This is a genomic window from Halarchaeum nitratireducens (assembly GCF_017874695.1).
GTDB classification, from domain to species: Archaea; Halobacteriota; Halobacteria; order Halobacteriales; family Halobacteriaceae; genus Halarchaeum; species Halarchaeum nitratireducens.
Genome location: NZ_JAGIKY010000002.1, coordinates 145,427 through 168,451 on the forward strand (window position 1 = coordinate 145,427; position 23,025 = coordinate 168,451).

23 protein-coding genes and 2 tRNA genes are annotated in these 23,025 nt (G+C 68.6%); 11 read left to right on the forward strand and 14 right to left on the reverse strand.

The window, feature by feature from the left end; translation table 11 throughout:
* Positions 1-128: 128 nt before the first annotated feature.
* Complete coding sequence (locus tag J2754_RS02795; RefSeq protein WP_188877557.1) at positions 129-953, reverse strand: group I intron-associated PD-(D/E)XK endonuclease; 825 nt, start codon at positions 951-953, stop codon at positions 129-131.
* A gap of 85 nt (positions 954-1,038) precedes the next feature.
* Between J2754_RS02795 and J2754_RS02800 the strand changes: the two genes are divergently transcribed.
* On the forward strand, positions 1,039-1,245 hold the full coding sequence (locus tag J2754_RS02800) for a hypothetical protein (protein WP_188877558.1): 207 nt from the start codon (positions 1,039-1,041) through the stop codon (positions 1,243-1,245).
* 62 nt (positions 1,246-1,307) lie between these two features.
* On the opposite strand, the gene J2754_RS02805 is transcribed toward J2754_RS02800, so the two are convergent.
* Positions 1,308-1,380, reverse strand: a tRNA-Pro gene (locus J2754_RS02805).
* Positions 1,381-1,583: 203 nt separating this feature from the next.
* The gene (locus J2754_RS02810; protein WP_211086634.1) at positions 1,584-3,644 is read right to left on the reverse strand and encodes a DEAD/DEAH box helicase; all 2,061 of its coding nucleotides are present in this window, start codon (positions 3,642-3,644) and stop codon (positions 1,584-1,586) included.
* A 134-nt stretch (positions 3,645-3,778) separates the two neighbouring features.
* On the opposite strand from J2754_RS02810, the gene J2754_RS02815 reads away from it, so the two are divergent.
* Positions 3,779-4,957, forward strand: coding sequence for a M50 family metallopeptidase (locus J2754_RS02815; RefSeq protein WP_188877561.1), 1,179 nt, complete (start codon positions 3,779-3,781; stop codon positions 4,955-4,957).
* Positions 4,958-5,073: 116 nt separating this feature from the next.
* On the opposite strand, the gene J2754_RS02820 is transcribed toward J2754_RS02815, so the two are convergent.
* Positions 5,074-5,146, reverse strand: a tRNA-His gene (locus J2754_RS02820).
* A gap of 98 nt (positions 5,147-5,244) precedes the next feature.
* Between J2754_RS02820 and J2754_RS02825 the strand changes: the two genes are divergently transcribed.
* Together J2754_RS02825 and J2754_RS02830 are read left to right on the forward strand one after the other, a co-directional pair.
* On the forward strand, positions 5,245-5,703 hold the full coding sequence (locus tag J2754_RS02825; RefSeq protein WP_188877562.1) for a DUF5814 domain-containing protein: 459 nt from the start codon (positions 5,245-5,247) through the stop codon (positions 5,701-5,703).
* A 63-nt stretch (positions 5,704-5,766) separates the two neighbouring features.
* Positions 5,767-6,609, forward strand: coding sequence for a polyprenyl synthetase family protein (locus tag J2754_RS02830; RefSeq protein WP_188877563.1), 843 nt, complete (start codon positions 5,767-5,769; stop codon positions 6,607-6,609).
* A 4-nt stretch (positions 6,610-6,613) separates the two neighbouring features.
* On the opposite strand, the gene J2754_RS02835 is transcribed toward J2754_RS02830, so the two are convergent.
* Positions 6,614-7,696: a DUF373 family protein gene (locus J2754_RS02835; protein ID WP_188877564.1), complete on the reverse strand. Its 1,083-nt coding sequence runs from the start codon at positions 7,694-7,696 to the stop codon at positions 6,614-6,616.
* A 125-nt stretch (positions 7,697-7,821) separates the two neighbouring features.
* Between J2754_RS02835 and J2754_RS02840 the strand changes: the two genes are divergently transcribed.
* A complete protein-coding gene (locus tag J2754_RS02840) occupies positions 7,822-8,817 on the forward strand; it encodes a radical SAM protein (protein WP_188877565.1) in 996 nt (331 codons plus the stop codon).
* 142 nt (positions 8,818-8,959) lie between these two features.
* Here J2754_RS02840 and J2754_RS02845 read toward each other — a convergent pair whose 3' ends face one another.
* On the reverse strand, positions 8,960-11,239 hold the full coding sequence (locus J2754_RS02845; protein ID WP_211086635.1) for a DUF2298 domain-containing protein: 2,280 nt from the start codon (positions 11,237-11,239) through the stop codon (positions 8,960-8,962).
* Positions 11,240-11,341: 102 nt separating this feature from the next.
* Between J2754_RS02845 and J2754_RS02850 the strand changes: the two genes are divergently transcribed.
* Entirely contained in the window at positions 11,342-11,770 is a 429-nt protein-coding gene (locus tag J2754_RS02850; protein WP_211086636.1) for a GtrA family protein, read from the forward strand.
* Here the strand turns inward: J2754_RS02850 and J2754_RS02855 are convergent.
* Genes J2754_RS02855 through J2754_RS02865 form a run of 3 tightly spaced genes read right to left on the reverse strand, consistent with a single transcriptional unit; the run spans position 11,767 to position 13,773 of the window.
* Positions 11,767-12,168 (reverse strand): DUF8146 domain-containing protein, encoded by a 402-nt coding sequence (locus tag J2754_RS02855; RefSeq protein ID WP_188877568.1) that lies wholly within the window; start codon positions 12,166-12,168, stop codon positions 11,767-11,769. The genes J2754_RS02850 and J2754_RS02855 overlap by 4 nt on opposite strands.
* 47 nt (positions 12,169-12,215) lie before the next feature.
* The gene (locus tag J2754_RS02860) at positions 12,216-12,842 is read right to left on the reverse strand and encodes an RPA family protein (RefSeq protein WP_188877569.1); all 627 of its coding nucleotides are present in this window, start codon (positions 12,840-12,842) and stop codon (positions 12,216-12,218) included.
* A gap of 1 nt (position 12,843) precedes the next feature.
* Positions 12,844-13,773, reverse strand: coding sequence for a replication factor A (locus J2754_RS02865; protein ID WP_188877570.1), 930 nt, complete (start codon positions 13,771-13,773; stop codon positions 12,844-12,846).
* A 166-nt stretch (positions 13,774-13,939) separates the two neighbouring features.
* Between J2754_RS02865 and J2754_RS02870 the strand changes: the two genes are divergently transcribed.
* Positions 13,940-14,206, forward strand: a complete 267-nt coding sequence (locus J2754_RS02870) for a DUF7091 family protein (protein WP_188877571.1) — start codon at positions 13,940-13,942, stop codon at positions 14,204-14,206.
* 1 nt (position 14,207) lies between these two features.
* On the opposite strand, the gene J2754_RS02875 is transcribed toward J2754_RS02870, so the two are convergent.
* The gene (locus J2754_RS02875; protein WP_188877572.1) at positions 14,208-14,993 is read right to left on the reverse strand and encodes an SDR family oxidoreductase; all 786 of its coding nucleotides are present in this window, start codon (positions 14,991-14,993) and stop codon (positions 14,208-14,210) included.
* Positions 14,994-15,118: 125 nt separating this feature from the next.
* On the opposite strand from J2754_RS02875, the gene J2754_RS02880 reads away from it, so the two are divergent.
* Positions 15,119-17,284: a hypothetical protein gene (locus tag J2754_RS02880; protein WP_211086637.1), complete on the forward strand. Its 2,166-nt coding sequence runs from the start codon at positions 15,119-15,121 to the stop codon at positions 17,282-17,284.
* A gap of 72 nt (positions 17,285-17,356) precedes the next feature.
* Here J2754_RS02880 and J2754_RS16405 read toward each other — a convergent pair whose 3' ends face one another.
* The 3 genes from J2754_RS16405 to J2754_RS02890 all read right to left on the reverse strand — a co-directional run bounded on the left by J2754_RS16405 (position 17,357) and on the right by J2754_RS02890 (position 19,255).
* Entirely contained in the window at positions 17,357-17,491 is a 135-nt protein-coding gene (locus tag J2754_RS16405; RefSeq protein ID WP_268238667.1) for a DUF7503 family protein, read from the reverse strand.
* A 153-nt stretch (positions 17,492-17,644) separates the two neighbouring features.
* A complete protein-coding gene (locus J2754_RS02885) occupies positions 17,645-18,100 on the reverse strand; it encodes a TRAM domain-containing protein (RefSeq protein WP_188877574.1) in 456 nt (151 codons plus the stop codon).
* Positions 18,101-18,166: 66 nt separating this feature from the next.
* Positions 18,167-19,255 (reverse strand): helix-turn-helix transcriptional regulator, encoded by a 1,089-nt coding sequence (locus tag J2754_RS02890; protein WP_211086638.1) that lies wholly within the window; start codon positions 19,253-19,255, stop codon positions 18,167-18,169.
* Between the two features lie 129 nt (positions 19,256-19,384).
* Here J2754_RS02890 and J2754_RS02895 point away from each other — a divergent pair, with 129 nt between their 5' ends.
* Complete coding sequence (locus J2754_RS02895; RefSeq protein ID WP_188877578.1) at positions 19,385-19,912, forward strand: type IV pilin domain-containing protein; 528 nt, start codon at positions 19,385-19,387, stop codon at positions 19,910-19,912.
* On the opposite strand, the gene J2754_RS02900 is transcribed toward J2754_RS02895, so the two are convergent.
* Positions 19,858-20,484: a methyltransferase domain-containing protein gene (locus J2754_RS02900; protein WP_188877579.1), complete on the reverse strand. Its 627-nt coding sequence runs from the start codon at positions 20,482-20,484 to the stop codon at positions 19,858-19,860. The genes J2754_RS02895 and J2754_RS02900 overlap by 55 nt on opposite strands.
* A gap of 104 nt (positions 20,485-20,588) precedes the next feature.
* Here J2754_RS02900 and ahaH point away from each other — a divergent pair, with 104 nt between their 5' ends.
* Together ahaH and J2754_RS02910 are read left to right on the forward strand one after the other, a co-directional pair.
* Positions 20,589-20,921 carry an ATP synthase archaeal subunit H gene (gene ahaH / locus J2754_RS02905; RefSeq protein WP_188877580.1) on the forward strand — a complete coding sequence of 111 codons (333 nt, stop codon included), beginning with the start codon at positions 20,589-20,591 and terminating at the stop codon, positions 20,919-20,921.
* Positions 20,908-23,019 (forward strand): V-type ATP synthase subunit I, encoded by a 2,112-nt coding sequence (locus J2754_RS02910; protein ID WP_188877582.1) that lies wholly within the window; start codon positions 20,908-20,910, stop codon positions 23,017-23,019. Before ahaH ends, J2754_RS02910 begins: the two co-directional genes overlap by 14 nt.
* Positions 23,020-23,025: the final 6 nt, after the last annotated feature.

Consider the following 23,025-nt stretch of genomic DNA (forward strand, 5'->3'; position numbering starts at 1 on the left):
GCGAGCCAGCGGCGAACGCGGGATCAGCGAGACCTTCGGTCTCGCAGAGGTGAAAAACCCCCGCGCGCCTCCGGCGTGCGGTCCAGTACAGAAATTACGGCGCAATCGACCACCGCCGGCGATATCGGCTATGCTGTTCTCTCTGGGCGACCATCGAGTCGTGCCGGTGGCCAGCATCGGCCGAAGGCGTGCTCCTCGGCGCGATTCGTCCGTCGGTCGTCGTTCCGGGTTGGTTCGACGCGCAGGCTGATCGACTCGTCGTACGCGTCCCGCTCGATCATGTACGTCTCGTCCGTGTCCCGACACCTCACGAGCACCAGATCTATCGTCTCCGGACCGGGTGCCCGCGTCTTCCCCGTATCGAAGCATACGCGCTCGCCGCTGACGCTTCCCGGCCGCAGACTCGTCCGGTAGAGCGTGTCCGCGTCGTCGCGGAGGACGACGTCGTACGGTGCGTTCGTCCCTCGGGCGTCCATGACGTCCACGCCGCGCTCTCGGAGGTCCGCGATCAGCGCGTCGCGCCACCCGCTCGGCGTCGGTTCAGGTGGCCACCGCTCGTCGAAGTCGTAGTCGGCCGCCCAGTTGATCGTCCGGTGGTCCTGCTTCGCGTCCGCGATGCGGAGACTCATCTGGGACCCGACCTCCGACTCGGGAACGAGGTAGAGTCCGTCGACGTCGTCGCAGTGGACGGCGAAGTAGTCGACGTCGCCGTCGTAGACTTCGTACGTATGTCCGCTCGCGTTCGTGTGCTGGGACTTCCCGTTGAAGAGAACCTTCCCGTCGCGGAATCCTCCCGTCTTCACCTGGAGTTTCCACACGTCTCCGCTCTCGTCTTCGGCGAGCAGGTCGTAACGCTCGTTGTCTCCGAACGGCGTCGAGACGGATATCTCGCGGCGCTTCAACTCCGCGATGACTATGGCTTCGGTGAGGTCGCCTTTTCGGTGTGGTTCCATATTATACCGTCCCGCGGTATCAGTATTACACTTTCGCATATTCGAAACCACGGTCGTTCAAGACCGCGATCACCCTTCGGGGAGTATGGCGAAATCCCGTGCACTGATCACCGACACGGAACGTGAGCGTCTTACCGGCGAAGCCGACGTCGAGGACCAGAAACGATACGTGGCCGTCTCACGCGTCCGTCGCCGGATCCAGAACGAACTCCCCGAGGACGTCGCGCTCCTCGCCAAACACCGTCCTGATCTGCTCGAAGAACTCCGCGACGTGGTCTGTGACGACGAATAACGAGAGTGGGACCACCACGAGACGGCCGTCTCGCTGGCTCCCATTTTCACGCCGTCGAAAAGTGGGACCGCCGTGATTTGAACACGGGTGACAGCGTCCCAAACGCTGAAGGATACCAAGCTACCCCACGGTCCCGCGCCTTAGAGTAACTGAGCGGCGGCGGTAAGTGTTACGTTGTGAGCCTACTCCTCCTCGCCCAGTAGTTCGATCTCGGCGGTCATCCGCGACCTTTTACTCCCTCGGGTGCGCTCCGCGCACCGCTCCGTCGCAAAAGCTCGGCCAAAAACTCCCGCGAGCGCCCCGCGCTCGCGGTGAGTGCGCTCCGCCGCCCCTGACGCTTAGTCCTCCTCGCCTAGTAGTTCGATCTCGGCGGCGATCCGGTAGGGGTCGAGCCCCTTGCGGACGCCGTCGAGCATCTTGAACGCCTCGTCGGGGTCGAGGAAGTGAGTCGTGACGGTCCGCCCGAGGTCCGTCGGTTCGAGGCCGTCGATGAAGCCGTATTCGAGGAGCTTCCCGACCGCGTGTTTCGTGGGGACGTCGCCGACCATGCGTTCGCTGAGGCGCTTGGCGGCGCTCCCCCCGACGACGATGTTCGCTAGCACCTCTTCGATCGCCGCGTTCTGGTCGTACGCGGTGACGACGTCCTCCATCTCGCCCTTGAGGAGTTTGAACGCGACCTCGTCCTCGCTCATTTCCATGGAGTTGTGATAGACGGCGTCGGGTTCGACGAGCATGTACACCTTCCCGCGGTCGTGGTAGTCGGGTCGGCCGGCGCGCCCGAGCATCTGCTCGAACTCTTGCACGGTTAGCCACTCGATTCCCATGGCGAGCGTGTCGAAGACGACCTGACTCGCGGGGAAGTCGACGCCGGCGGCGAGCGCGGCGGTCGTCACGACGGCGGCGAGGTCCTGATCGCCGAACTGGCGCTCGACCTGCTTGCGTTTGCCGTAGTCGAGGCCGGCGTGGTAGGCGGCGGCGGGGTAGTCGAGTTTTCGCGCGACCTCGTGGCACCGCCGCCGCGAGTTCGTGAAGACGATCGTCTGCCCCCGATACCCCTTCGAGGACTCCTTGTCGTACTCGCGGCGGACGAGTTTGTTCGTGATGCGCGGTTTCTCCTGGCCGTCCGCGAAGGTGACGTGGCGCTCGATGGGGACGGGGCGCTCCTCGAACTCGACGAGGTTCGCGCGGAGCTTCTTCGCGAGCCCGCCGGGGTTGCCGACGGTCGCGGAGAGGTAGATCCACTGCGCGCCCGCGTACGACTCGCGTGCCTGTGCGCGCCGCTCGCAGTAGTGCTTGAGCCGGGTGATGAGGCCGTCGAGGCGGTGTCCCCGCCCCTCCTCTTGGAGGGTGTGGACCTCGTCGATGACGACGGTGCCGACGTCACCGAGGTCGCGGCCGGTGCGGAGGGCGTGGTCGATGCCCTCGTAGGTCCCGACGATGACGTCGGCGTTCGGGTCGAACGCCTGGCCGTCGTCGCGGATGCGCGAGGACCCCACTCTGATCGAGACGTCGACGAGGTCGCCGTACTCGTCCTCGAAGTCCTCGTGTTTCTGGTTGGCGAGCGCGACGAGCGGGACTAAGAAGAGGAGCTTCCCGTTGCCGCTGAGCGCGCGATGGAGCCCCGCGATCTCGCCGATGAGGGTCTTCCCGGTCGCCGTCGCGGACACCACCAACTGGTCCTCGCCGTCGGTGAGTCCGTTCTGGACGCTGAGACTCTGGACGGGGAGCAGGGTCTCGAAGCGGTCTTCGAGGAGGCCCTGCACGCCCGGGTGGAGGTCGAGGTCCGAGACCGGATACGGGTCGACGTCGTCCGTGTTCGCCGAGACCTCGTCGAACTTCGTGAGGTCCGGGTCCAGTTGGCCTTCGAGTAGACCGACGATCCGATCGAGGTCGCCGACGTCGAGGAGGAGCTCTTCGAGGCGGTCCTCAGCGGCGCCCGTCAGGTCGCCCTTGAACGCGAGTTCGCGTTCGAGCTCGCGGACCGCACAGTCCTGACAGATACGCTCGCCGTCGGCCTCGACCGACCTCTCGTCCGTGATCGGGGAGTAGCGGCCGTTGCCCGCGCAGTACCGGCAGGTGCGGACGACCTTCGCCTTCTCGGCGAGCTGATAGCCATCGAGGAGGTCGCGGATCTCGCGTCGGCCCCCGCGGGAGGTCTGTTCGGAGACGCGGATGCGGTCGGCCAGCCGAGCGATCTCGACGAACTCGTCGGGCGATCGGGGATCCTCCCCGTTCGCCGTCTTCACTCGGAACTTCCCGGGCCGCGGGCCGGCGTCCGTCTCCTTCGTTTGGAGGCGCGCGTGGAACAACCGCTCGCCGTCGCGGCGCGCGACGACCGCGTAGTCGTCGCCGACCTCGTGGAGGAAGAGCGTATCCACCCGCTGGACCTGCTTCGACACGCCCGAGCGTACGGTCGCGGGCTATTTGAGGGGTTCGCTCCCGTGGCGCGTCCCCGTCAGACCCCGACCGGGCGGCCCTGCGTACCCCGGAACGGCCACAGACGTTTATGCCGTCCACGCCCGAAGCCGGACCCATGCGGAGTTACACGGTCGGCAGCGTGTTCGGCATTCCGATCAAGCTCGACGTCACGTTCCTCCTCGTCCTCCCCGCGTTCGCCGCCCTCATCGGCTGGCAGACCGAGCAGTGGGTGAGCACCCTCAACTCCGTGTGGGCGCTCGGCCTCCCGGTCGGTACGCTCTCGCAGGGCGCGACCCCGTGGCTCCTCGGCGTCGCCGCCGCCGTCGGCCTCTTCGCCTGCGTCCTCATCCACGAACTCGGCCACAGCGTCGTCTCGATGCACTACGGCTACCCCATCGAGTCGATCACCCTCTGGCTGCTGGGCGGCGTCGCCAACCTCGAAGAGCAGCCCGAGGACTGGAAGCAGGAGCTCTTCATCGCGCTCGCCGGCCCGGTCGTTAGCGTCGCCCTCGGCGCCGTCTCGTACGTCGCGCTCGTCGCCGTCCGCGGGACGCCGCCGCTCGCCTTCGTCGTCGGCTACCTCGCCCTGGCGAACGTCGTCCTCGCCGTCTTCAACCTCCTGCCCGGGTTCCCGATGGACGGCGGGCGCGTCCTGCGCGCCCTCCTCGCGCGTAGACGCCCCTTCGCCCGCGCCACGCAGCTCGCCGCCGAAGTCGGGAAGGCCGTCGCCGTCGTCCTCGGGATCCTCGGACTCTTCGGCAACCTCCTCCTCGTCGCCATCGCCTTCTTCATCTACATCGGCGCCTCATCGGAGAGCCAGCGCACCGTCATGAACGCCGCGTTCGAGGGCGTCACCGTCCGCGACGTGATGACCGACGCCGCGGACGTCAAGAGCGTCCATCCCGACGACACCGTGGCCGAACTCACCGAGCGGATGTTCGAGGAGCGCCACACCGGCTACCCCGTCATGCAGGACGGCCGCGTCGTCGGCGTCGTCACCCTCGGCGACGCCCGCGAGGTCGATCCCGTCGAGCGCGACGCCTTCACGGTCGGCGACGTGATGACGCGCGACGTCGAGACGACCACCCCCGACGCCGAAGCGATGGACGCCTTAGAGCGCATCCAGAACAGCGGCATCGGCCGGCTGATCGTCGTCGACGACGACGGCGCCCTGCTCGGCCTCGTCAGCCGCACCGACCTCGTCACCGCGTTCAACATCATTCAGAGCGCCGGCCGCGGGGCCCAGACGCCGGCCCCGACGGTGAACGGCGACGATCCCGGCCGGACGCCCTGAGCGGCCCGGGCGCTCGGTGGCGAGCGCTCAGGAGATTGACGTCGCGATACGAGAGTCGAATCGGGGCTGACGTCGAGCACACGCGGCGCTCGACGGCTCGTCACGCGAAGAAGGAGGTCCAGGTGCGAGAATTGAACCCGCGTCTCAGCCTCCACAAGGCTGAAGGATAGTCCACTACCCCAACCCGGACACTGCACCCGTCCGTAGCGCCCTGCCGTTAATAGGCGTTACGAAACCGCCGACGGAACGCGACACGCTTTTCGTCGCCGCGCCCCTGAGTGCGGACAGTGGCCGTCACGGACAAGATCTACGTCAAGAACCACCGCCAGCTCGTCAGCCAACTGGACGCGAACTTCCCGAAGGGCGCGTTCAGCGGTGCGACACTCGACGTGCTCTTCGGCGGCGGCAACCTCGACGGGCTGAACGAGGCGACGGCCGATCGCGTCATCGAGTTCTCGAAGGACTTCCTCGATTGCGACTGTCAGGCCAACCCCTACTGCGGGCACCCCGAGCGGAAGTTCATCGCGTACCTCCTCGACCTGCGCGCGCAGGGCCTCGATCCCGAGGCGATGGTCGACGTGATGACGGACGACTACATGGTGTACGCCTACCCCGGCGACATCTACGGCTTCTTGGACGACGCCGTCCGCACGCTGGAGGCGACCGAGGACCTCGCCAACGTCGACGACCGGCCCGAGGAGGCACGTCACGCGGCGAACGCGCGCGCGGAGATCGAGGGCCGCTGACGGCGCGTTGCCACCGGGGCGAAAGACGGATGCTTTTGGCGCTGCGGCCCCGAAGCCGTGTCAATGGAGGACGTCGAGGCGCACCGTCGCGCGGTCGAGGACCGCCTGCGCGAGGTGCTGGAGGCAGTCGAGCCACCGGAGCTCCGCGAGGAGGTCGAAGCGGTGGCGCTCGCCGGCGGGAAACGCGTCCGGCCGGCGCTCGCCATGTTGTGTTGTGAGGCGGCGGGCGGCGAGGCCGCGGACGCGCTCGACTACGCCGTCGGCGTCGAACTCGTTCACAACGCCTCGCTCGTCGTGGACGACATCATCGACCGCTCGGAGCTCCGTCGGGGTGAGCCCTCGGCGTGGGCGGCGTACGGCCACGGGCCGGCGATCGTCGCGTCCGACGGTCTGCTCGGCGAGGCGTTCGCCCTCTTCAGCGACGACCCCAGTGCGCTGGAGACGGCGGCGGACTCGCTCGTCGAACTCGGGCAGGGCGAGGCGACCGAACTCGTGGATCGCCCGGAGACCGAAGCGGAGTACATGGAGCTCGCACGCCGGAAGACGGGGGCGCTCTTCCGCGCCGCCGCGGAGCTCGGCGCGATCGCGGCGGACGCCGACGACGACACGATCGACGCGCTCGGCGAGTACGCGGAGCGCGTCGGCGTCGCGTTCCAACTCCGCGACGACGTCCTCGACGTGACCGCGGAGACCGGCGACCTCGGGAAGCCAGCCGGCACGGACGAGGAGCTGAACCGCCCGTCGGTGTTGCGCGTGACCGAGCGCTCCGTCGAGGACGTGAACGCGCTCGCGGACGCGGAGTCGGAGGCGGCCCTCGCGGCGCTCGACGACGCGGCGATCGAGGACGGGAGCGCCCGCGCCTACTTGGAACGCCTCGCGACGTTCGTCGTCGAGCGCGAACGCTGATCGCTCACTTCGCCGTCCGCACCCCTCGATCCTCGATGACGGCGAACGCGAGCGTGCTGAGCACGCTCATGAGCGTCCCGACGGTGAGGACCGCGGCGAGCGTCGGGAGCGACACCGTCCGGAGGAAGAACCCGCTGAGCGCGTAGAGGACCGCGGCGATGGCGAGCACGTAGAACGGTGCGTTCAGGTACTGCCACTTGAACCCGTCGTGGAGGTATTCGTCCGTGATCTGGCCGACGCTCGACGTGAGGCCCGCGGCCGCGAACCACGTCGCCGCGCCGTTGACGAGCGCGGCGATGACGGAGGTCACCGGGAGCGGGCCGCCGGTCGCGGCCCGATAGTCGTTGAGCCGATCGACGCCTTCGACGCCGCCGATGACGAGGAGCGCGGCGGCGACGACGTACGTGATCAGGGTGACGCGACCCGTGTAGAGGCTATCGCGGGCGCGCTCGACGAGCTCGTCGACCGCGTCGGCGAGGCCGAGCCCTCGGAAGAGCGCGTAGAGCCCGAGCGCGCCGGACGACAGCCCGAGCACGGCTCCCGGGAGCCCGAGGAACGAGGCGAGCACCGCCAGCGGATAGATGAGGAGGAGGACGCCCAGCGGGACGAGGATCGTCCCGCGGGTCTCCGGATCGTTCAGCACCTGCTTGATCGTGTAGTACATCGATTCGAGGTCCTGCGCCTGCCGGACGACGACGCGGCGGACGCCGTCGATCCGGGCGCGCGAGCGGATCACCGGGAGGACGGATTCGTCCTGTGCGCCGTCGGTGACGATGACGGTCCGGACCTCCTCGCTCGTCTGGAGGCCAGCGAGCACCTCGTCGACCTCCGTGCCGACCGCGCGGTTCGCCTGCACGTCGCTCCCCTCGACGCCCGTGACGGCCGCGACTTCGACGCGCTCGTCGGTCGAGAGGTCGTCGTAGAGGTGGACGCCCTCGAAGAGGACGTTCACGTCGCTGTCCTCGGGATCGACGGTGGCGAGCGCGACCGCGGCGTCCTCGACGGCGTCGCGGCCGACGACCGGCGTCGACGTCTCCGTCTTCCGACCGAGATCGTCGTCCAGGTCGACGCAGAGGACCAACAGCATTCACGCGACCGTACGCCGTCGACCGTTAAGGAGGTTCGGGAGACGTCGCCCGTGCGCCGAGCGCACACCCCGCGGGGCGACCCGTGCGGTTTTTGAGTCCTCAGGGGGTACATCAGTGATACGCAATGATTTCGAAGGGCTGTGAGCAGTGCGCGCAAGGGGGCAAGATGGTCCTCTTCGTCTACGGGTATTGCGACCAGCGCGACTGTTTCTACTGCCCGCTGGGCGAGAACCGGAAGAACGTCACGCAGGTCTACGCGAACGAGCGGCCGGTCGAGAGCGACGAGGACGTCATCGCCGAGGCGAAGAAGATGGACGCCCTCGGCACCTCGATCACCGGCGGCGAACCCCAGGAGGCCCTGGAGCGGACGTGTCGCTATCTCCGCCTCCTCAAAGACGAGTTCGGTGAGGACCACCACACCCACCTCTACACGGGCATCACGGGCGGGCGCGAGAACATGCGTCGCCTCAGCGAGGCGGGCCTCGACGAGATCCGCTTCCACCCGCCCTACGAGCAGTGGGGCGACCTCCACGGGACCGAGTGGGAGGAGATCCTCTACGTCGCCCGCGAGGAGGGACTCACCCCCGCGTTCGAGATTCCCGGCATCCGCGCCGAACCGGAGTTCCTCGACTTCCTCGACGAGGGCGCCGCGGACTTCTGCAACGTCAACGAGTTCGAGATGAGCGACGGCAACTACGAGCGGATGCAGGAGGCCGGCTACGAACTGCAGGACGGCCACATGTCCGCCGTCGAGGGCTCGAAGGACGCGATCCTCGAGGAGATGGCGAGCCACGAGCAGGTCTACTTCTGTACGAGCGTCTTCAAGGACGCCGCCCAACACCGCTCGCGTCTGAAGCGCATGGCGAAGAACGTCCGCCGGGAGTTCGACGAGGTGACTGAGGACGGCACGCTCGTCTACGGGAAGACGTGGACCTCGCCGGAGGAACTCGACGCCCTCGGCGTCCCCGAGGAGTTCTACACCGTCAAGTCCGAGCACGTCGAGGTCGCGTGGTGGCTCCTCGAGGAGATGGTCGAGGAGGGCGACATCACCGAGGGCGAAATCGTCGAGCAGTACCCGACGTACGACGGCCAAGTCGTCGAGCGAACGCCCCTCGCGTAGGCGCTTTTCGCGCCGTGCGGCCCCTCTTCTCCGTGCAGGTCGCTTCGACGAGCGGGCACCACCGGTGTTCCGCGTCGGGGACCGGTACGCACGTCGGTCGCTGAGCGAACGCCACTTCATCACGGCGCGCGGCGCACGCCGTTCAGCCGCGCGGGCAGTCCGTCCGGACCGCCTCGCAGGCGGCGTCGGGGTCGACCTCGTATATCGTGACGGCGTCGTTCTCGAAGGTCACCTCGACGCCGGGGCGGTCGAACGATCGGACGTCGTAGCGCTCGCGCTCGTTCGGGCCGACGTAGACGTAGGTCACGTCGTACTCGTCGAGGAGGAGGGCGGCGCTCTCCCAGTCTGCGGCGTATATCGCGTCGACGTCGCGCGTGCGCGTCTCCCACGCGTCGGGGCCGCGATAGCCCTGCTCGTGGTGCCAGCCGACGACGCTCGGGAGGCCGGTGAGGCTGCTGGCTTCGCTGCGGAACTGGTACATCGGCGTCCCCGGTGCTTCGACGAGGTGCGAGGCGCCCTCGCGCGCGTCGAGCCAGTCGATGGCGGCGGCTTCTCCGGGATGGCGCTCCTCGACGTACTCGGTGGCGTCGAGCGTCGGGTCGGCGCCGTGGGCGGCGACGTGGCCGACGCGGTCGCTGACGGCGAGCGCGGGGAAGGCGAGGCCGGCGCCGAGGACGAGCGCGACCGCGGCGACGCGTGCGACGCGTCCGGGTGAGACGTCGATTTCACGGGGGCGAGCGAGCGCGCGGAGGCGCGGGCGGACGTCGGGGAGCACGCCCGCGAGCGCGGCGCCGGTGCCGACGCCCCAGAGCACCCACGCCTGCATCGAGACCTTGTAGACGGTGTTCCAGCGGGGCGCGTTCGGGTCGTGCGGCCAGACCTTCGCGTAGGCGAACTCGACGGCGAGGAGGAGGCCGGCGCCGGCGACGAGGAGCAGGAGGTCGAAGCCGGCGTCGCGGCGCCGGCGGAGGTACCAGCCGGCGGCGATACACGCGAGGAGGAGGGCGGCGGTGCCGAGCGACGCGAGCGTGGCGAGCGCGATGCCGGCGACGAGGAGGCCGGCGGCGAGGGCGAGCGTCCGCCGTGCGACGGTCGCGTCGCGCGCGACGCGGAGGCCGAACGCGGCGAGCGGGACGCCGGACGCGAGCAGGAAGGGGACGACGGGCGTGCGCGGCGGGAGGACGCCGACGCCGCCGTTGACGGGCGTGTGGAAGAGGAGGAACGGGCTCGCGAGCGCGGCGCCGCCGAGCGCGACGGCGAGCGCGCCCGCGACGGCGACGACGAGACGGCTGACCTCGTCGCGGAGCGCGTCGTCGGAGCGCAGGCGCGCGCCGTGGCGCCCGAGCAGTCTCCCCGGATGCCGGTCGGCGAACGCGAGCGCGAGGCCGGTGAGGCCGACGGCGCTCGGGTAGCTCCACGTGGAGACGAGCGCGAGGAGGCCGGCGACGCAGCCCAGCCCGCAGAGGAGCGCGAGCGCGCGCCGCGTTTCGTCGGTCCGCGAGAGCGCGAACGCGAGCGCGGCGGCGACGAGGAGGAAGGGCGTGGCGAGCATGTGCGCGTGGAGGTCGGCGTTCGTGTACTCCCACGCGGGCGTGACGTGGAGGGTGCCGGGGGCGACGTAGCGCCCGAGCCACGGCGTCCACTCGCCGAGGCTGTGGTAGTGCGCGTAGGCGTCCGCCGCCGCCATGTGGACGCCGGCGAAGGCGACGTCGAACGCGGGGAGCGCGACGTCCTCGGGGAGCAGGCCGACGACGACGCGGACGGGGGTCGCGAGGTGGCCGGCGACGGCGACGAGGCACGCGCCGAACGCGCCGCCCGCCACGGGGCTGTCGCCGTTCGCGTCCGCGACGGCGGCGGCGACGGCGTACGCCCCGCTCGCGAGCGTCGCGTAGAACGACGCGAGCCCGAGGTTGTAGGCGTAGCGGACGGGAACGCCCGACAGCTCGGTGATGCTCGCGACGGCGAGGAGGCCGCCGTAGTAGTAGCGCACGGGGCGGCCGGCGAACCAGACGTCCTGTGGCGGGAGGGCGCTCGCTCGCGACAGCGATTTCAGGAGCCCGTAGTCGAGGAACTTCTCGCCGCCCGCGGGATAGACGCCCGGGAACACCGACCGGTAGGCGAGGAGGCCGCAGAACGCGAGGGCGAACGCGAGGACCGGTCCGAGGGGTATCGGCGGGAGGCCGTCGCGGCGCGCGACGAGGAGGCCGAGGCCGAGCGTGACGAGCGCCGCGACGGCGGCGGTCGCGCGCCCCCACGCGAGGTGGCCGAGCCAGTACGCGGGGAGCGTGACGGCGGCGAGTCCGATGGCCGGCGCGAGGCCGGCGGCGTGATCGTCGGGGAGGACGCGGGCGGCGAGGGGGAGGCCGGCCGCCGCGACGACGAGGAGGGCGGCGAGCCAGCCGAGGGCGTGGAGGGCGCTCACGCCCTATCGGTGTCGTTCTGTCCGGTATGTGTGTTGTGCTCTGTATCGGGACCGAATACAAAGCGTGAAGTATCCCGTAGCTGTCACGGTGTAGACGTCCGCATGGCCTCCATCAGACGTGTCGCCGCCGCCCTCTTCCAGCCCGCGCGCGCCGGTCAGTTCCTCGCCGTCGGCGCGCTCGGCGCGCTCCTCGATAACGCTGCGCTCGTCGTCCTCCACGACGTCCTCGCGTTCGCGCTGCTCTCCGCGAAACTCGTCGCCGCGGAAACCAGCATCATCCTGATGTTCGCCGTGAACGAGCGCTGGACGTTCGACTCGTGGGGCGCGCGTGGCGTCCGCGCGCTCGCGAGGCGACTCCTCACGTCTAACGCCGTCCGCGCCGTCGGCCTCGCCACCGGCATCGCCGTCCTCTTCGCGCTCACCCGCGCCGGCGTCTGGTACCTCGCCGCGAACGTCGTCGGCCTCGGCGTCGGCTTCGTCGTGAACTACTGCTTCGAGAACGTGCTCACGTGGCGCGTCCTCGCCAGTTAGTTGAGGCGGAAGGACTCCTCGCCGTCGCTCTCCAGGTCGTCGAGGTGGATGACGTCCTCGACGTCCTCCGCGTCGTCGAGTTCGTCGCGGAGGGCGTTGATGTACGCCTTGTGCTCCTCCAACTGCTCGCGGAGGTGCTCGGCCTCGAGCTCGAGGCGCTCGTGCTCGCGGACGAAGCTCTTCGGCACCTCGACCGTCGGCGGGAACTCCCCGTCGACGTCCTCGCCGACGTCGTCCGTCGGGACGACTTCGACGCGCCCGTCGTTGGCGACGAGCGCGTCGACGTAGTCCCGGAACACCGCGGACAACGAGAGATCGCGCTCCTCGGCGATGTCGCGGAGCGCGTCGAAGGTGTCCTCGTTCACGCGGAACGAGACGGTCTTGTTCTTGTTGCCCATACCCCTAGGTAGCCCCGAACGGGCCTTAGTTCTTCGTCAGACGATCCTCAGACGGACTCGGCGACGCCCTCGTCGCGCGCGTCCGCGCTCCCGTCGTCGCCGTCGGCCTCGTCGAGCGATTCGAGGGCGTCGATGGCGGCCTGCGTGTAGCGCCGGAGCGGGAGGTCGTACTCCTCCTCGGCGCGCCGAGCGTACTCGTTGCCCTCCTCGTCGAAGGCCTCGATGCGCTCTACGGTACGCGCGGCCGTTTCGACGACCCAGCGGTCGCGCGTCGCGGTATCGACTTCGGTGATGGACTCGGGGCGGACGGAGACGTTGACCGTGCCGTCTTCGGTCTCGTAGGCGCGGGGCTTCCCGACGATGGCGACGTACGCGGGCGTGTCGAGTTCGCGCAGAGCGTTCGCGGCGTCCGGCTGGTACTGGCCGGCGTAGACGAAGAACGTCCCGGTGGGATCGACGACGCGACCGCGCCAGTACTCGGAGTCCTCGCCGACGTCCTCCGTCTCGGTGAGCGTGCCGACGAGGAAGACGCGGTTCGCCTTCGCACCCGTGGGGAGGAGGCTGTAGAGCGGCGCGCGCTCGTCGTCGGATTCCTTGAACGTGAACGTGGCGTCGTTGAACTCGTCGGCGAAGACGCGGCGGGCGACTTCGCGCGTGGGGGCGGATTCGGACATCTTACATCGACCTCGCTTTGATCAGCACCGATTCACCGTCGACCGGGTCGTTCAGCTCATCGATGTCGTTGGCGAGGACGTAGCGCCCGAGCGTCGGGCCGCTCACGCGGTAGTACTTCCCGAGCAGCGTCTCGCGCATCTCGTCGGCGACGACGGTCGTGTCGAGCGCGTCCATCGCCTGTTGTTTCGCCTCTTCGAGCGTGACGCCGGTGAGCTCCGTGGTCGCCTCCTCGTTCAGGATGATCTCGTGGACCTCCGTCCCGTCGTCGAGGACGCCCTTGATGCGGAGGTCGAACTCGCCCTCGACCTCGCCGTGTTCCGAACAGCGGCCGTTCTGGAGGACGCGCGTGCAGTCCTCCTCGGGGCAGCGCTTGATGAGGCCGCTCCCGGACTGGATGTCCACGAGCGCGCCCTCGACGGTCGTCTCGTCGTCGCCGACCTCGATGTCCTCGTCCACTTCGGTGATCGTCGTGGTGCGGTTGAGCTTCACCGAGTAGCGGCCCTGATACTCGTCCGTGACGACGTTCCCGAGGTGGTAGACCTTGCCCTCGTCGAGCTCGTCGAGATCCGAGGCAGCCCACTTCGTGAACTTGATCGTGCCGGACTCGTCGCCGAGCAGGCCGACCTGCGCGACGCTGTCGCTCCGGGGGTCCCAGAGGTCGACGACCTTCGCGGTGATGTCGACCCACTCGTCGGGCGCGTCGACGTCCGCGGCCTGTACGGTCGGGTTGCCGCCGCGACCGAGCTCGTCGCGTTCGATCCCAGCCTCGTCGAGGTAGTGACTCTCGACGGAACGCCGTGCCTCGTCGAGCGGGATCTTGTACTCGTCGACGTAGCGTTCGAGGCGCTCCTTGATCTCTTTGACATCGACGTCGAGGTGCTCCGAGAACTGATCGTGTAGCTGCTCTGCGGTCTGCTGTATGTCGCTCATAGTCGGGTTTCCGTCTCCGCGTGTGTTTCGGTGGGAGACGCCCCGAGATACGCCCTACCGCCGTATAAACCCTCGCGTACCGTGGTGAAAGTGCTCGTCTCCGATCGCGTTCCTCACCTTGTATCTCGGCCACAGGCCTATACTCTTCCACGCGCTACGACGGTCCATGAGCGAGGACGACGAGGGGTTCGTCGGTCGACTCGCGCGGACTGCCGGTCGCCGGTACGCGGAGACCGTCGCTGCCTACCGTGACGGGCGACGCGAGCCGCCGCGCGACGACGCCGGGCGCGTCCGCATCGTCTGTCGGCGCCACGCGGAGAAGCGCGCCGTCACGCTCGACGAGGAGGGACGCCCGGCGTGCTTCGACGCCGACCACCCGGCCTGTGAGGGATGTGTCGAAGACCTCCGCGACGGTCAGATCGAAACGTGGTAGCTCACTCTAACAGCACGCCGCCGTCGACCGGCAGCGAGACGCCGTTGACGTAGCTCGCGCGATCGCTCGTGAGGAACGCGATCACGTCGCCGAGCTCGCGGGGGTCGCCGACCCGTTCTTGGGGGATCCCCGACCCCCACGCTTCGATCCCCTCTTCGTAGTCCGCGTAGTCGCCGCGCTCGACGCCCTCTTCGACGAGCGAGCCGATCCGCGGCGTCTCGAACGTCCCGGGGAGGACGGCGTTCGCGCGCACGTCCGGCGCGAGCTCCACCGCGAGCGTCTCGACGAGCCCGATGACGCCGCGTCGAACGGCGTTCGAGAGGACGAGTCCCTCGATCGGCCGCTCGACCGTGGTGGACGTGATCGCCGTCACGGTGCCGGCGTCGCTCGCGGCGAGGTGCGGATGCGCGGCGTTCACGGCGCGGACGACGCTCATCACGAGCAGGTCGTAGGCGTCGTACCAGTCGCTCTCGCCGGTGTCGAGGAACGGTCTGGACGGCGGTCCACCGGCCGAACAGACGAGGTGATCGAGGCCGTCGAAGGACCCGACGGTCGCGTCGACGAGCGCCTCGATGTCGTCGGGGTCCGTGATGTCGGCGCTGACGCCCTCGACGTCGCCGACCGCCTCCTCGCGGACGTCCGCGATTGCCGATTCGAGTCGATCCTCGTCGCGCCCGCAGAGTACGACGTTCGCACCGTCCGCCGCCAGCGCGGTCGCGGACGCCTTGCCGAGGCCGCTCGTGCTCGCGGTCACGAGCGCCGTCTCGCCGTCGTGATCGAATCCCATGTCCGTCCGATCGGCGTCCCGACACAAAAACGGTTCTCACGAGTCTCGACGGCCCGTTTCTCCGAAACGTTTGACTCCGTGTGGGCCGTCACCGATCCCGTGAGCGTTACGTCAGGGGGCTATTCGTGGGCGCGCTCGGGAGCGACCGCCCCGACTCGCCCCGACCGGCGAACGCGGGGGCGAGCGTGACCGTCGGCTTCGAGGCGACCGACCGCGGACTCCGGATCGACGATCGCATCGAGTCCGTGACGTACGAGATCGGTCTCGACGCCGACTCGATCGAGCCCGCGGAGACGGAGCCGTTCCGCGTCCCGTTGACCCGCGCCGTCGACGTCACGACGAGCGAGCTCGTCTTCCCGACCCTCCCCGAGGTCTTCGCGTATCGCGGCGACGAGGTCGCGTTCGACGTGACGCCCGGCGGGCGCGCCGAGGCGGACGCCAGGACGTACGAGCTCGACGTCTCCGCCGTCCGCCTCAAACTGTACGTCCGCGTCGTGGACTCCCCGGTCACCGTCGACGCCCGCGGCGACGAGACGGTCGTCGACTTCGGCGCGCCGACGCCCGTCCGCATCGGCGTCCGCTCGCTCCACGAGCACCCCGCGGGGACGGTGACGATCGACGACACGCCCCGCTCTCTGATGCGCGCCGTCTCGACGTTCGGCTCCGCGCTGAAGACGACGAGCCCCGAGCGGTCCTTCCCGACGATGCGGGGTCACCCACCCACGATCGAACGCGGCGAGCGCTTCGAGGCCTCCGACCACCTCGAACCGCCCGAGACCGACGTCCGGATCGAAGTCCCGGCGCGCTACGACGCCGTCTACGCCGTCTCGTCGCTCGCCTACTATCTCGGCGCGACGGTCGTCCCGGGCTCGACGCCGCGACTCGTCGCGGGCGATCGGGCGTTCGACTTCCCGTACGACGACCTCTCGCGCTCCGCGAACGCCGTCCTGCGCCACTGCTTCGTGCTCGACTGCGTCGTCCGGACCGAGGGGATTTACCCCATCGACCTCGCGGAGCGCGCGACCGTCCTCGATCGGGTCGACCTCGATCCCGCCACGCTATACGACCGCCCGCTCGCGGACCGGACCGCCGCGTACCTCGACGTCCCCCTCGACGTCACCGAGGACGTCTTCGCGTGGCACCTCACGGTCGACGTCGAACCGTCGGTCGAGCGCGCCCCGCTTCTCTCCTACCTCGTCAACGACCTCCCGTTCGTCCGCTCGCCAGTCCCCGACGCCGCCGCGGCCGACACGCCCGACCCGACGGCCGTCTCCGAGTTCTTCCGCTCCGCCGACACCGACGCGTTCGTCCGTTCGACGCGCGCCGATGACGTGGGGGGCGACGAGACGGCCGATCGACCGGCGGACGCGGGCGGTCGCGTCGTTTCGCCCGTCGACGCCGAGACCGTCGGGCACGCGTGGGTCGGCGACGACTACCCCCGCGGCGCCTCGAAACCCACGATCGAGTCGTACCGTCGCCAGCTCGACCGGCGAGTCGAGGAGGACACCGTCATCGACGTCACCGTCGTCTGCAACGATCCCGAGATGCGCGAGGAAGCCGCCGACCTCTACGGCTTCCGGGACATGATCGACTTCGACATCGAGACGTGCTTCGACCTCTCCGTCGCCGAGACGCGGGTGGCCCTCGAAACGGACACCGACTTCCTCCACTTCATCGGCCACATCACCGAGGACGGGATCCGCTGCCGCGACGGCGTCCTCGACGCCCGCGGCCTCGACGCCGTCGGCGCCGACGCGTTCATCCTCAACGGGTGTCGCTCGTACGCCCAGGGGATGGCGCTCGTCGAGGCCGGCGCGCTCGGCGGCGTCGTCACCCTCGCGGATGTCTACGACCACGTGGCGACGACGGTCGGTCGGTCCGTCGCCCGCCTCCTCGACGCCGGGTTCGACCTCTACGGTGCGCTCCACGTCGCCACCGAGAGCGTCGCCGCCGACTCACACTACACCATCGTCGGAAACGGCGGCGTCACGCTCTGTCAGTACCCGTTCGGGTGTCCGAAGGTAGCGGTCGTCAACACCGATGAGATTGGGTCTGAGACGCTTACTATCTCGATTCGTGACTATATTACTCGGGATCTTGGACCTGGTGTATTTACCACACCATTCCTCCCGGACTCCTCCGCTCGTCACCTTTCTAGTCCTGCCGACCACTACTTCGAAATTCCTCATGAACAGTTCGACGAGATCCTCTCTTCTGGCCGATCCCCTATGTTGGTCGATGGTAAACTTCGGTGGAGTGATGAGATTGACGTATCAGCTCTTCGTGATTGACCAAGTTAGTCTTCGTCGGGGGATACGACGACAGTACGTGATATGTAAAGGTCTCTGTACAGTCTTAGAGTTTCACGGTCCGATGACGTTCGTTCCCCACATCGCCGCCGAGTTACCGGCCTGGGAGAGCAGGAGCACGAGGGTGAACAGCGCGCCGATCTTTCGCGGGTTGTCCGCCAGGTACGCCGTGATGTCTTTCTCAGACATACACGATTCGAGGACCGCCCCGTGCGAGAATTTATCTCATAGGTTATGGAATAAAATCAAAGCAATTTTCTAGAGATACTCGATGGCGTCGGCGCGGCGGCTGCTCGATCGATGCGGACAGAAAAAGGCGGGCCGTGCCCACTCGCGTCGGCGTTACTGTCCCCAGAAGTTCTCGCGGCTCCCCAGCCGTTCGCGGGCGGGGCTGGTGTCCTCCCCCTCCGTTTCGTCGGTCGCCGTCTCGTCCGCCCCCTCGGCGGCCTCGTCGCCGGTGTCGTCCGGGACTCGCTCGACGAGGTCGGCGCGCGCGTAGTTCGACTTCACGGTCGTAATCTGCACTTTCACGCGCGCGGGCGGGAGAACGCCGTCGACCATCACGATGAAGCCCGTCCCTTCGTGGCGGCCGACGCCGGCGCCCGACTCGTGCATGTCGTCGACCTCGACGACGATCTCTTCGCCCGGGACGACGGGTGCGGTCTTCAGGTCCTCGATCGGCTGATTGTACTGTTGACACCAATCCATGCCGCCGCGATCACCGAGGTGCTGGCATCCCATGCCCGAGATGCGCTCTTGGAAGTTCGGACATTCGTCCGCGAGTGGACACTCTGCCATGCGGATAGCTAGTCCCGGCGAACGCAAAACGCTATCGGAGGATCGAACGCGCGAGCACCGGCCGTCTCACTGCTCTTCGGCGTCCGGGAGCGAGATGAGGTTCTCCCGTCCGATACGGAGCTTCTCCACTCGCCCCTCCTCCGCCATCGCCGAGAGCAGCTGTGAGACCTTCGCGTCCGACCACTTCGTCTCGCTGACGATGTCCCCCTGTTTCATCCGGCCGCCGTTCTCCCGTAGCAGTCGCTCGATGCGCTCCTCGTCGCTCAGCAACTCTTCCGGTTCCCCCTCCGCTGCGGCGCCGGCGTCGTCGTCTACTCCCGCGTCCGGGGCTCCCTCGGCTCCGTCGTCGTCGGCGTCGTCGGGAGCGGCCCGATCGGGTGGTGAGGGAGCCTCGTCGGGCTCCGCGGCGTCCGTCTCACGCCGATTTCGGACCTCGAGACTCCCGCGTCCGCCGAAGCCACGCCAGACGTACGCGCCGGCGACGCCGACGCCGAGCGCGAGCGCGACGAGTCCACCGACGAGGTACCACGGGAGACCGGCGTCCCGGACGAACACCATCTGCGGGCCGCCGTCCCCGAACGTCTGGGGCCCGCGCCAGGTGAGCGCCCCATCGGCGCGCTGTGCCGACGGCTGCCAGCTCTCGGCCCGGTAGCCGTCCGGCGGGTAGACGCGGAGCGTCTGCCCGGCGTTGAGGTCGCCGAGCCACCCCGATTCGAAGACGCCGTCGACCTCGACGCGGTCCTGGGTGACGTTCGCGAAGTTCGTCCACGTGAACGCGAGCGTCAGCGTCCCCACCGGGGCCCCGTCGCCGCGCTCGCTGACGTCGTGGCGCCGCGTCACGTCGCTGATCTCCATCGTCCGGTTCGTCCGGGCGGACGCGGTGTCGGCCGCCGCGCGAAACGGGGTCACCGACGGGCCGACGTCGCCGGCTTCGAAGTCGCTTGCGACCCGTTCGAACCCGTCGCGTTCCGCGGAGTCGTTGAGGACGTACCGGACAGAGACGTGCCAACGGGCGTCACCGTCCGGCTGGACGTGTGCGCCGAGGACGACGTCCCCGCCGGTCGGGGCGCTGTCGCTCTGCGCGACGGCGACCCCCGTGGGGACGGTGGCGGCGAGGAGGGCGACGGCGAGCACGAGGAGGGCGGCGTGCCGCATGGTCAGTTTCGGGTGGAGGCCGCGGTGGCAAAACGCTTTCCATACCTTCAGATTGTCGTATACGCGCCCGCACTCGAAGAGAGAGCCGACCACGCGGGTTCTTTACGGAGTACGTCACGACGCCGCCCCGTGACAGCTCAGCCCCGCGGGATCGCCCCCGTCGTCGGGACGCTCCTCCTCCTCGCGTGTTGCGTCGTCGTTAGCGGCGTCGTCGCGGCGTCGCTCGCCGACACCGGTGCCGACATCGCGGCGCCGATACCCGCGGCGTTCGATCTCGCCGCGTCCGCGGACGGGACGATCGCGCTCACCTACCGGAGCGGACCCCCGCTGGACGTCGCGGCGCTCGGGATCACCGCGACCGTCGACGGTCACCCCCTCCGCTATCAGCCGTCCCCGCCGTTCGTCGGCCAGCGCGGGTTCGACGGCGCGCCGACCGGGCCGTTCAACGCCGCGAGCGACGCGACGTGGCACGCCGGCGAACGCGCGACGCTTCGGCTCGCCGGGACGAACGCACCGCAGATACACGCGGGCGATCGCCTCACGGTTCGACTCACTCGTGCGGGGCTCCCGATCGCCACCGTCAGAACGCGCGTCGAACCGGCTCAGTCGTCGTCCGGAACGCGCGCGAGCGTCGTAATCGCCACGTCCGGCTTGTAGGTCGGCCCCATCGTCCGGTGCTCGATGCGCTCGAAGCCGGCGTCGCGGAACATCCGGTCGGCCTCGGCCTCGTCGTAGAAGAGCATGATCGCGTCCGCGAGCTTCTGGAAGACGGTCGAGCGCGGATAGTTCGGCCCGACGACGAGGACGTCCCCGCCGGGCTTCACCACGCGGCGGAACTCGCGGAGCGCCGCGACGGGGTTCGGCCAATACTCGATCGATCCCGACGACCACACAGCGTCGAAGCTGTCGTCTGCGAACGGGAGGCGCTCGGCGTCGCCGAACGTGAAGTCGACGCGGTCCGTTTTCCCGAACTTCGCCCACGCCTTCTCCAGTTGCCCCTCGCTCTGATCGAGCCCGTAGACGTGCTCCGTGTACTGGAGGAGTCCCTCGGTTCCGAACCCGGTGCCACAGCCGACGTCGAGTACGCGGTCGTCGGCGTCGAGCGCGAGCATCTCGAGGGCCTCCGCGCGCATCTCCTCGTTCCAGATGAACGGGTTGATGCGGTCGTACACCGTCGAGAGGTACCGGTAGAAGAGCCGGGCCCGTCCTTTGTCTTCGAGGACTCCCATCCCCGACTCGTAACGCCGCGCGGAACATAAGTTCCCGTCTTTCGGACGCTCGTTCCTTTCGCAACTACCTTATACGCGTTCGTTCAATTCCCACCCGTTAGCCCATGCCGAGGCCAGAGGTCTTAGAACGCATTCAGACGGCCGAGCAAGACGCCGACGACATCGTCGCCGACGCCGAGCAAGCCCGCGAGGAGCGCCTCGCCGAGGCCCGGCAACGGGCCGACGAGATCCGTCAAGAGGCCGAAGAACGCGCGACAGAGCTGAAAGAGGAGCGCCTCGCCGAGGCCCGCGAGCAGATCGAGGCCGAGCGCGAGCGAATCATCGAGGAGGGCGAAGCGGAGCGCGAACAGCTCCGCGCGACGGCCGACGCGAACACCGACGCGGCCGTCGAGTACGCCCTCGGCCAGTTCGAGGAGGCGGTAGATGCTCAGACCTGAGCAGATGAGCAAGGTGTCCGTCACGGGCACCAAGAACGTCATCGAGGACGTCATCGACGTGACGCACGACCAGCGGGTCCTCCACCTCTCCGATTACGACGGCACCATCGAGGGGTTCGACGCCGGCTCACCCCTTGAGGGTGCCGACGCCGCCTCGGAGAAGCTCGTCACCGTCCGCTCGCTGATCAACATCCTCGACGTCACCGAGGAGGACGCCGGACCCGCGCGCATCGTCACGGACGAGGCGCTCGAAGGGGAGTTCGAAAGCGTCCGACAGCAAGTCAACGAGCTCGACGACGAGCGCGCCGCCGTCGAGGACGACCTCGAAGCCATCGACGAACAGATCGCCGCGGTCGAGCCGTTCGTGACGCTCGGGATCGATCTCGACCTGCTGTGGGGGTACGACTCCCTCGACGTCGTCGTCGGGGAGGGCGACACCGACGCGGTCGGTCACGCGCTCGCTGACGCCGGGTCGATCCGGTCCTACCAGGTGTTCGCCGAGGGCGACGTCTTCGCGGTCGTCGCCTACCCCGAGTCGAACGCCCCAGCTGACGCCCTCTCCGAGGCCCTCGTCGGGCTCGAAGTCGAACGCTACGAGGTCCCCGAGGAGGAGGGGTCGCCCGCCGACTACCTCGAACGCCTCGAACACCGCAAGCAGCAGCTTCGATCCGATCTGGAGAGCGTCGAAAGCGACCTGCGGAGCCTGCGCCTCGAACACGCCGGCTTCCTCCTCGCGGCCGAGGAGAAGCTCAGCATCGAGGTCCAGAAGGCAGAAGCGCCGCTCAGCTTCGCCACGACCGAGCACGCCTTCTTCGCGGAGGGGTGGATCCCGACGCGGGACTACGAGTCCTACGCCTCCGCGCTGAAGGACGCGCTCGGCGAGCGGATCGAGGTCGAGGAGCTCGAGCGTGCGGCGTACGAGCCCCCGGAGCACGACGTCGGTCACGGCGAGCAGGAAGCCGTCGCCGACGGCGGACGGACGGACCGACCGCCGGTCGTTCAGGACAACCCGAAGGTCGCGGAACCCTTCGAGATGCTCGTTCGCGTCATCAACCGACCGAACTACTTCGACCTCGACCCGACGCTCATCCTGTTCCTGACGTTCCCGGTCTTCTACGGCTTCATGATCGGCGACGTCGGCTACGGGATCCTCTACACGGCCGTCGGCTGGCTGATGTACACGCGTCTCGACAGCGACGCGCTCGCCGCCCTCGGCGGCGTCGCCGTCATCTCGGGAGTGGCGACGGTCGTCTTCGGGATCCTCTACGGGGAGGTGTTCGGCTTCCACCTGATCAGCGAGTACCTCTGGGCCGGCAGCCCGCCGCTCCACAAGGGCCTGATGCCGGCGAACGCGGAGTGGGCGCGCCTCTGGCTCGTCGTTTCTGTCCTCGCCGCACTCCTCCACCTCACTCTCGGATACGCCATCGACACGTACAAGCGACTCCGACACGGCGCGTGGGAGGCGCTCACCGAGGGCGCGTCGTGGGCCATCCTCATGGTCGGGCTGTGGATCTGGATCTTCAGCCGCGCCATGGAGAGCGCGAAGCCCGAACTGCTGTTCACCTCGCTCTCCGGTCAGCCCCTCGGCTTCACCGGCTTCTCGCCGACCGTCGGCTGGGCGGCCATCGTCGTCGGTCTCGTCGGGTACGCTCTCCTCATCTACGCGGAGGGCGCCATCGGCGCCGTCGAGGGCGCGCTGAACTCCCTCACGCACGTCCTCTCCTACACCCGGCTCGCCGCGGTCATGCTCGCCAAGGGCGGAATGGCGTTCGTCGTCAACCTGCTCTTCTTCGGCGCGTACGAGACGCACGGCGAGTTCCACTTCATGCTCAATCACGGCTGGAGCCACGTACAGTCCACCCACCCCGAAGCGACGCTGATGTTCGGCGGTCTCATCCACGGCCCCATCGCGGCGGTCGTCGGCGGCGTCGTCATCTTCGTCCTCGGTCACGCCTTAGTGCTTGCCCTCGGTGTTACCAGCGCCGGTCTACAGGCCGTTCGTCTGGAATACGTCGAGTTCTTTGGGAAGTTTTATGAAGGCGGTGGGGAGAAATACGAACCGTTCGGCCACCAGCGAACCTACACCACCCAGGATTAACCAATA

What these genes read in the sequence shown, in the direction of transcription:
- J2754_RS02795 (WP_188877557.1), bottom strand. Translation starts at nt 953, where the DNA reads ATGGAACCACACCGAAAAGGCGACCTCACCGAAGCCATAGTCATCGCG.
- J2754_RS02865 (WP_188877570.1), bottom strand. Translation starts at nt 13,773, where the DNA reads ATGAGCGACATACAGCAGACCGCAGAGCAGCTACACGATCAGTTCTCG.
- J2754_RS02875 (WP_188877572.1), bottom strand. Translation starts at nt 14,993, where the DNA reads ATGGGATTCGATCACGACGGCGAGACGGCGCTCGTGACCGCGAGCACG.
- J2754_RS02850 (WP_211086636.1), top strand. Translation starts at nt 11,342, where the DNA reads ATGGCCTCCATCAGACGTGTCGCCGCCGCCCTCTTCCAGCCCGCGCGC.
- J2754_RS02870 (WP_188877571.1), top strand. Translation starts at nt 13,940, where the DNA reads ATGAGCGAGGACGACGAGGGGTTCGTCGGTCGACTCGCGCGGACTGCC.
- J2754_RS02855 (WP_188877568.1), bottom strand. Translation starts at nt 12,168, where the DNA reads ATGGGCAACAAGAACAAGACCGTCTCGTTCCGCGTGAACGAGGACACC.
- J2754_RS02860 (WP_188877569.1), bottom strand. Translation starts at nt 12,842, where the DNA reads ATGTCCGAATCCGCCCCCACGCGCGAAGTCGCCCGCCGCGTCTTCGCC.
- J2754_RS02800 (WP_188877558.1), top strand. Translation starts at nt 1,039, where the DNA reads ATGGCGAAATCCCGTGCACTGATCACCGACACGGAACGTGAGCGTCTT.
- J2754_RS02885 (WP_188877574.1), bottom strand. Translation starts at nt 18,100, where the DNA reads ATGGCAGAGTGTCCACTCGCGGACGAATGTCCGAACTTCCAAGAGCGC.
- ahaH (WP_188877580.1), top strand. Translation starts at nt 20,589, where the DNA reads ATGCCGAGGCCAGAGGTCTTAGAACGCATTCAGACGGCCGAGCAAGAC.
- J2754_RS16405 (WP_268238667.1), bottom strand. Translation starts at nt 17,491, where the DNA reads ATGTCTGAGAAAGACATCACGGCGTACCTGGCGGACAACCCGCGAAAG.
- J2754_RS02815 (WP_188877561.1), top strand. Translation starts at nt 3,779, where the DNA reads ATGCGGAGTTACACGGTCGGCAGCGTGTTCGGCATTCCGATCAAGCTC.
- J2754_RS02890 (WP_211086638.1), bottom strand. Translation starts at nt 19,255, where the DNA reads ATGCGGCACGCCGCCCTCCTCGTGCTCGCCGTCGCCCTCCTCGCCGCC.
- J2754_RS02900 (WP_188877579.1), bottom strand. Translation starts at nt 20,484, where the DNA reads ATGGGAGTCCTCGAAGACAAAGGACGGGCCCGGCTCTTCTACCGGTAC.
- J2754_RS02835 (WP_188877564.1), bottom strand. Translation starts at nt 7,696, where the DNA reads ATGCTGTTGGTCCTCTGCGTCGACCTGGACGACGATCTCGGTCGGAAG.
- J2754_RS02840 (WP_188877565.1), top strand. Translation starts at nt 7,822, where the DNA reads ATGATTTCGAAGGGCTGTGAGCAGTGCGCGCAAGGGGGCAAGATGGTC.
- J2754_RS02910 (WP_188877582.1), top strand. Translation starts at nt 20,908, where the DNA reads ATGCTCAGACCTGAGCAGATGAGCAAGGTGTCCGTCACGGGCACCAAG.
- J2754_RS02830 (WP_188877563.1), top strand. Translation starts at nt 5,767, where the DNA reads ATGGAGGACGTCGAGGCGCACCGTCGCGCGGTCGAGGACCGCCTGCGC.